Source organism: Thermostichus sp. MS-CIW-26, from assembly GCF_054059115.1.
In genome coordinates, this window is the sequence record NZ_JBSSBV010000077.1 from 1 (window position 1) to 6829 (window position 6829).

Here is a 6829-nt window from a genome sequence, read left to right on the forward strand (position 1 = left end):
CTTCTGCCATTTGTTTTCATCTAAAAAAACCAACTTCATCCTCTTTCCTCTATAAATTATTCTCTCTATCCTAACATAAGATCAACACGACCTAGTGTGGTGTTTTAATTCAGAAGCTTGAGGAGAAGAAAGCGGGATGGCCAGATGTGACGTTTGCGGAAAAGATCTTAGCTACAGCGATTATCAGTGGGCCAAGCGCTGCGCCAATCCCTACGGGAAGTCTCACCTCATCTGCTTCGACTGCTACAGTGGTTCGTCTTGTCCCATCTGCTATTCCCCTCTGAAGCCGGCAGAATAGAAAGAGGCGTTCTCAAAAGCTGCTTGTCGGTTACTCGACTCCCATCCCCCTAGCTCCTCGGAGGGGGCGATGGTCGACAAGGGTCTCGATGGTTTTCCCAAGGGAGCCGGAAAAGTGCGCATTGGCCAGGGCTACGACATCCACCGCCTCGTCGAGGGGCGCCCCCTGATCCTGGGCGGGATCCGGATCCCTTACGAAAAGGGGCTATTGGGCCATAGCGACGCCGATGTCCTCACCCACGCCATCATGGATGCTCTCCTGGGGGCTGCCGCTCTGCGGGATATTGGCTACTACTTCCCCCCTGAAGAAGAGCGTTGGAAAGGGGCAGACAGCATCCTTTTACTACAGCAAGTGGTGCAACTGGTGAGCCAAGAGGGCTGGCGAATTGTCAATGTAGACAGTGTGGTGGTGGCGGAGCAGCCCAAGCTCAAACCTCACATCCCCGCCATGCAGGCCCGCCTGGCAGAGGCGATGCAGATCTCCCCCAAGCAAGTGGGGGTCAAGGCTACTACTAACGAAAAACTGGGCCCCATAGGTCAGGGAGAGGCCATTGCTGCCTTCGCAGTAGCCCTGTTGCTGGAACAGAGAGGACAAGCTTCCTCTGACCTTCCCATCAGAATCTGAAAAGAACCTGGTCACCCCACTGCCTGAGCTGCCAAACTGGCAAGCAATCGCTCCCTCAAAAACGCAGAATCTGCCCAAGTTGCAGTCAAACCACCCATTACCTGGATCCCCAATTTTCCCTCTGGGAAAGGGGCCGGGAGGGGGGCTACTGATACATTTACGCTGAACACTGCTGAACATCACTGTTCAACTATGCAGCGATAGCATTCTGTTTGTTTCCAAACAGAATGGCGGTATCCCGCAAAGCTTTGAGTAGAATACCCAAAGCGCAGTTTCCGTGTCGTCTTACTACCAATTTTCTGCTTTGCTTTGGCTACCATGTTGGCAGACTCGAAAGTAAACAGAAAGATCAACTGGTAGTAATCCGTACTGAACATATTATACATTATTTTCAGTATAGTTGAGCTTATTATTGACTAGAGTCATGCTCCTCTAGGAGAAGGGCTGGGGGTGAGGGCCTCAGCAGCGCGGAGCGCTTGGGTCACAGGGCGCGGGATGCGGGCGAGCCGTCCCAAACTTGCTTGGAACAACGACTTGGCAAAAGAAATGGCGGGCCAAAACAACACCTCGGCAAACCGACTCAGGAGGAACCTTTTTGTCTCTCTACTAGGGATCCTCCTGCTCTGGCTTGGTGCCTGTGCTGCCCCTGCCCGCCCGCCCCATTTGATCGCCACAGTGACTTCGGATCCCAAAACCTTCAACACCTATCTGGCCGCCGAAAGCTCTAGCCGCGACGCTATCGCCTACCTAGAGGCGGGCTTGGTCACCTTGGATGAGGATACCCTCTTGCCCAAACCGGAGCTGGCGGAAGGCTGGGAAGTGTCTGAGGACGGCTTGCGCTATGTCTTTACCTTGCGGGAGGGGCTGCGCTGGTCGGATGGAGAGCCTCTGACAGCAGCAGATGTGGACTTTACCTTTAACCGCATCATCTTCAACGAGCGGATCCCGACTTCTGCGCGGGATGTGAAGCGAATTGGAGAAGCCGGAGCATTGCCTCAGGTGCGGGCGCTGGACGAGCGGCGGATTGAGTTTGTTTTACCGGAGCCCTTCGCTCCCTTTCTGCTGCAGGCGGGATCCCCTATTTTGCCCAAGCACATCCTCGAGCCCACTGTCGAGCAGTTGGACAGCCGGGGCAACCCCCTTTTCTTGCAAACCTGGGGTATCGACACGCCGGTGCAGCAATTGGTGGGGGCTGGCCCCTATGTCATGCAGGAATACACCCCTGGCCAACGGCTGGTGTACCGGCCCAATCCCTACTACTGGAAGGGGGAAGGGATCCCGCGCATTGAACGGGTAATCCTGCGCATTGTGGACTCAGAGGACACCGCGCTGCTGCAGTTTCGCTCCGGAGAGACCGACGTGTTTTCGGTGCGGGGGAGAGATTTTCAGCTCTTGAAGCGGGAAGAAGAACGGGATCAGTTCACCATCTACAATCTCGGCCAGACATTGAACAACAGTTTCTTTGCCTTCAACCTCAGCCGCGCCCGTAACCCCCAGACCGGGCGGCCTTTTGTGGATCCCGTCAAAAGCCGCTGGTTTAACGATTTGAACTTCCGCCGGGCGGTGGCCCACGCCATGAACCGGCAGTTTTACGTCGATAGCGTCCTGCAAGGGTTGGGCCAGATCCAGCACTCGGTCTTCTCCCCCGCCAGCCCCTTCTACCTCAGCCCTGAAGAGGGCTTGCCCACCTACGACTACAACCCTGAAAAAGCGCGGCAACTGCTCCTCGATGCCGGATACACCTACGATGCTGAGGGCCACCTGCGGGATTCCGAGGGCAACCGTGTCCGTTTCACCTTGCTCACCAACGCCGGCAACAATCAGCGGGAGGCCACCGGCGCGTTGATCAAAGCTGATCTGGAGCGGATCGGCATCACCGTTGATTTTACCCCCATCGCCTTCAACACCCTGGTGCAGCGCACCGATAGCCGCGACTGGGAAACCCTGCTGCTGGGCTTTGGTGGCGGCGGCACCGAGCCCAACAACGGCTCCAACATCTGGCGCAGCGACGGCCGTTTGCACCTCTTTAATCTGGGAGATTTGCCCGGCAACCCGGCAGAAGGGGTTGAGGTCAGCGATTGGGAACGGGAGATCGACCGCATCTTTATCGAAGGGGTGCGGGAGCTAGACTTTAAAAAGCGCAAGGCCCTCTACGACCGGTTTCAAATCATCATCCAGGAACAACTGCCCCAAATCGGCACTTTTAACCCCCTGGTTCTCTCAGCCCTGCGCAACCGCATTCAAGGGGTGGATCCCCGACCCATTCTGGGGCCATTGTGGAATTTGGATCAGCTCTACATTCAAGAGTAGAACTTCTGATGATGTGGGTGATGTGGGATAGGAAGAGGCTGTCTGAACTGTTGAGTTGTGTCCCTATCGCCACATTTGGCAGGTGAAACTTAGTTGTAGGTTGTGTTGCGGATGTCTTGAATTTTGCAACTATTTCACCGTCAATTCCACGTCCCCCACACTCCTGAGGACGGTGATCCCCACCCCTCCTGACTGCAGATAGAGACCGATGTCCAGGGATCCCTGGCCCACCTGCACATTCTCAAGAATGACATGGGGCAGCCACAGGGGCAGAGTGGGCTTGGTCAAATGCACCCGTTGGGCCAGCCCGTCGATCTCCAGCCCCAGACAAGCCTGCAGCAGCAAAAACACACTGGCCGCCGCCCAAGACTGGGGCAGACAGGCCACCGGATAAAGGGTGGGGCCCTCCCGCTGTCGCCGCCGAAAGCCACAAAACAGCTCAGGCAGCCGCTTCAGCTCCAGAAACTGGCTGGCATCGAACAGCGCTGTCAAGACCCGCACCGCTTCGCCCTTGAAGCCATAGCGAGATAAGCCTGCGGCAATCAAGGCGTTGTCGTGGGGCCAGATGGAGCCATTGTGGTAGGACATGGGGTTGTAGCGCCCCTCTCCCTCCGGCACCGTGCGGATCCCCCAGCCGCTGAAGAAAGCTGGCTCCAGCAGTTGCCGGGCAATGCAGGCAGCATGCTCGGGATGGGCAATCCCCGAAAACAGACAGTGGCCCATGTTGGAGCTGCGCACCCGGCAGGGTTGCTTCTGGCCATCCAAAGCCAGGGCATAGCCCCCCAACTCTTCGCACCAGAAGTGATCCCAAAACTGCTGCTGCAGCTTTTCCGCTTGTTGTCGCAACTGGGCTGCTTGCTCTTGCCGCCCCAGCAGCTCGGCCATCTCTGCTGCCAACTGCTTAGCTTCGTAGGCATAGCCCTGCACCTCGCACAGGGCCAAGGGGGGTTCTGCCAGGGATCCGTCCGGGTAGAAGATGGCATCTTCAGAATCTTTCCAGCCCTGGTTGCGCAGGCCCCGCCGCGCCTTGCCGGCATACTCCAAAAAGCCGTCCCCGTCCGGATCCCCGTAAGTGTCCATCCATCTCAGGGCTGCCTCGATATGGGGCCACAACTGCCGCAACAGCTCGAGATCGCCGCTGCGCTGCACATAGCGTCCTGCCAACACCACAAACAGAGGGGTGGAGTCGATGCTGCCAAAATAGTTGCCAAAAGGGATCTCGCGCGTCTTGGCCATCTCGCTGGAGCGCTGCTCATGCAGGATCTTGCCAGGCTCGGCATCGCGGCTGGGATCCACCTCCTGGGCCTGGTGGGCCGCCAGATACAGCAGCACCCCCCGCGCCAAGTCTGGAAACCACCAGAGAGTGGCCAGGGCGGTGATCAGGGCGTCGCGCCCGAAGACCGTGGTAAACCAAGGCACCCCCGCATAGGGATAAAGCCCGTAGGGAGTGCGGGTGAGCATCATCAGCAGATCATCCCGTGAGGCGTTGAGCCAATCGTTAAACTGAGCATTGCCGGTGTCGATCCGGTGGGCTTGCGCCCGCAAGGAAGCCCTTTGCTCCCGCTCCGCCTGCAGAGCCTCCTGGTAGGTCAAAGGGGCAATCTCCTCCCCGCCGTAGCTGCAGATCACCCTCAGCTCCAAATCCCGTTCCTCCTGCGGGGCCAAAGGCACCCACCACTGCGCCAGCTTCTCCGACACTAGCTCCGGCGCCGGCAAAAATTGCAACTGGGTTTGCCGCTCCACTCCATCCAAGCCGCGGTAGCGGAGAACCACTCCCTCAGGGTTCACCTGGGCCGGCAGCACTTGACCCCGCTGGGCCCGTCGGATGCCCCGGATCTCAAAAATATCGGCAAAGTCTGCCTCAAAGCGCAGGGTAATCGGCACGCGAAACGAGGCCGAGCCGTAGTTGTGAATGCGAATGCGCTCGTAGGCAACGTTGTTCCACAAAAAAGTAGTCCGTAAAACATGCAGAGTATCTTGACCGATAAACTGCCCCTCTGAGGTGGTGAACTCCGGGTTGGTCAGATCCACCGCCAAAATATCTTTGTCTTCCCGCACCTCTGAGCTGAGCAGCAGGAACTGCTTTCCCTGCAAGTCCAACACCCAGCGGGACAAAAAGCGGGTGTCGTCCCGGAAGAGGCCATGATCCCGGATGCCGAGGGGGCGCATGTTCCCTCGCCGGTCAAAGATGGCAAAGCAGTTGTCATGCTTGAGAACATGAGAGCGTGCCTCCACCCAAGAGGCGCTGGCCCGGATGTAGTACTGATCTTGAATTTGGATGATGTCTTCTGCCATCTCGGTCTTCTCGATCCCTATCCAGCCGGTCTCCTACGCGAACAGCTTACTGCTATCGGTCCACTCAAAGAAGGCGAAGAAGCAGGGGCCCCCCGATGCAGCCCAGCAGCCCTAGCTGCTACTTGGCCCATCTAAGCCTTATTAAGCTGCCTTCTTCGCGACATCTCCTGCCGCTCGTTCACCAGTTGGCGGTAGAGAGCCTCGTAGTCCGACACCATTCTTTCCACGCTGAACCGCTCCTCAAACACCTGCCGCACCCCGGCTCGGCTCAGGGATCCCACCTTCTCCACAGCCTCCACTGCTTCCTCCACCGAGTCGACAATAAAGCCGGAGCGCCTGTCGGCCATTACCTCGGGTACTGAGCCAAAACGGGTGGCAATTACCGGCGTGCAACAGGCCATCGCTTCAATCATCACCAGCCCAAAGGGCTCCGGCCAGCGGATGGGAAACAGCACCGCATAGGCCTTGCCCAAAAACTCGCTTTTCTCTTGGTCGGTGATTTCCCCTATGATCTCCACATTGGGGTGGCGACTGGCCAAAGGCTTAATTTCTAACTCGTAGTACTGGCGATCCACCGCATCGATCTTGATAGCAGCCTTCAGCGGCATCCCTGCCCGCGCCGCAATTTCAATAGCCGTGTCCAGCCCTTTTTCCGGGGAGACCCGGCCCAAAAAGGCCAGGTAGTCCCCCTTTTCTGGATAGAAACGGTGGAGATCCAGGGGCAAGCCGTGGTAGACCGTCCCCACCCAGCGGGCCTGGGGCAGCGGCAGCCGCTGGGCGTTGGAGATGGAGACCACCGGAATGTCCTGAAACTCGGTGTAGAGGGGCTGCAGCTCCGGAATGTCCAGTCGCCCGTGTAGGGTGGCCAAAAAAGAAACCTGCGGGTGGCGACGGGCCAGGGCATAGGGATAGTAGTCGATGTGGCCGTGGATAATGTCAAACTCGTCGGCCATCTGAAAGGCTTTCTCGACCATCAAAACATGAGGAGCCACTGTGTCGATGGCCGTGGGATCCAAACGCAAAGCCCGCTCCCGAAAGGGGATGAGGCGAGCCTGGGTTTGGGAGTCGCCGCTGGCAAACAACGTCACCTCATGCCCCCGCCGCACCAGCTCTTCGGTGAGCCAAGACACAACCCGCTCAGTGCCGCCGTAGAGCTTGGGGGGCACACTCTCATGCAAAGGGGCAATCTGAGCAATGCGCATAGCCATCCTGATACATTTACGCTGAACACTGCTGAACATCACTGTTCAACTATGCAGCGATAGCATTCTGTTTGTTTCCAACCAGAATGGCGGTATCCCG

General features: G+C 57.8%; 4 protein-coding genes. 2 read left to right on the plus strand and 2 right to left on the minus strand.

Going from position 1 to position 6829, the window contains the following annotated elements; translation table 11 throughout:
* The first annotated feature begins 412 nt into the window (after positions 1 to 412).
* Complete coding sequence (gene ispF / locus ACVWZU_RS14165) at positions 413 to 922, plus strand: 2-C-methyl-D-erythritol 2,4-cyclodiphosphate synthase (protein WP_414413836.1); 510 nt, start codon at positions 413 to 415, stop codon at positions 920 to 922.
* Positions 923 to 1468: 546 nt separating this feature from the next.
* The gene (locus tag ACVWZU_RS14170; RefSeq protein ID WP_457445541.1) at positions 1469 to 3232 is read left to right on the plus strand and encodes an ABC transporter substrate-binding protein; all 1764 of its coding nucleotides are present in this window, start codon (positions 1469 to 1471) and stop codon (positions 3230 to 3232) included.
* A 129-nt stretch (positions 3233 to 3361) separates the two neighbouring features.
* Here ACVWZU_RS14170 and ACVWZU_RS14175 read toward each other — a convergent pair whose 3' ends face one another.
* Positions 3362 to 5527, minus strand: coding sequence for an amylo-alpha-1,6-glucosidase (locus tag ACVWZU_RS14175; protein ID WP_457445539.1), 2166 nt, complete (start codon positions 5525 to 5527; stop codon positions 3362 to 3364).
* Between the two features lie 131 nt (positions 5528 to 5658).
* A complete protein-coding gene (locus ACVWZU_RS14180; RefSeq protein ID WP_457441375.1) occupies positions 5659 to 6729 on the minus strand; it encodes a glycosyltransferase family 4 protein in 1071 nt (356 codons plus the stop codon).
* Between the last annotated feature and the right edge of the window lie 100 nt (positions 6730 to 6829).

Excerpts from the sequence above, each read along its gene's own strand:
- ACVWZU_RS14175 (WP_457445539.1), bottom strand. The coding sequence starts at position 5,527 with ATGGCAGAAGACATCATCCAAATTCAAGATCAGTACTACATCCGGGCC.
- ACVWZU_RS14180 (WP_457441375.1), bottom strand. The coding sequence starts at position 6,729 with ATGCGCATTGCTCAGATTGCCCCTTTGCATGAGAGTGTGCCCCCCAAG.
- ACVWZU_RS14170 (WP_457445541.1), top strand. The coding sequence starts at position 1,469 with ATGGCGGGCCAAAACAACACCTCGGCAAACCGACTCAGGAGGAACCTT.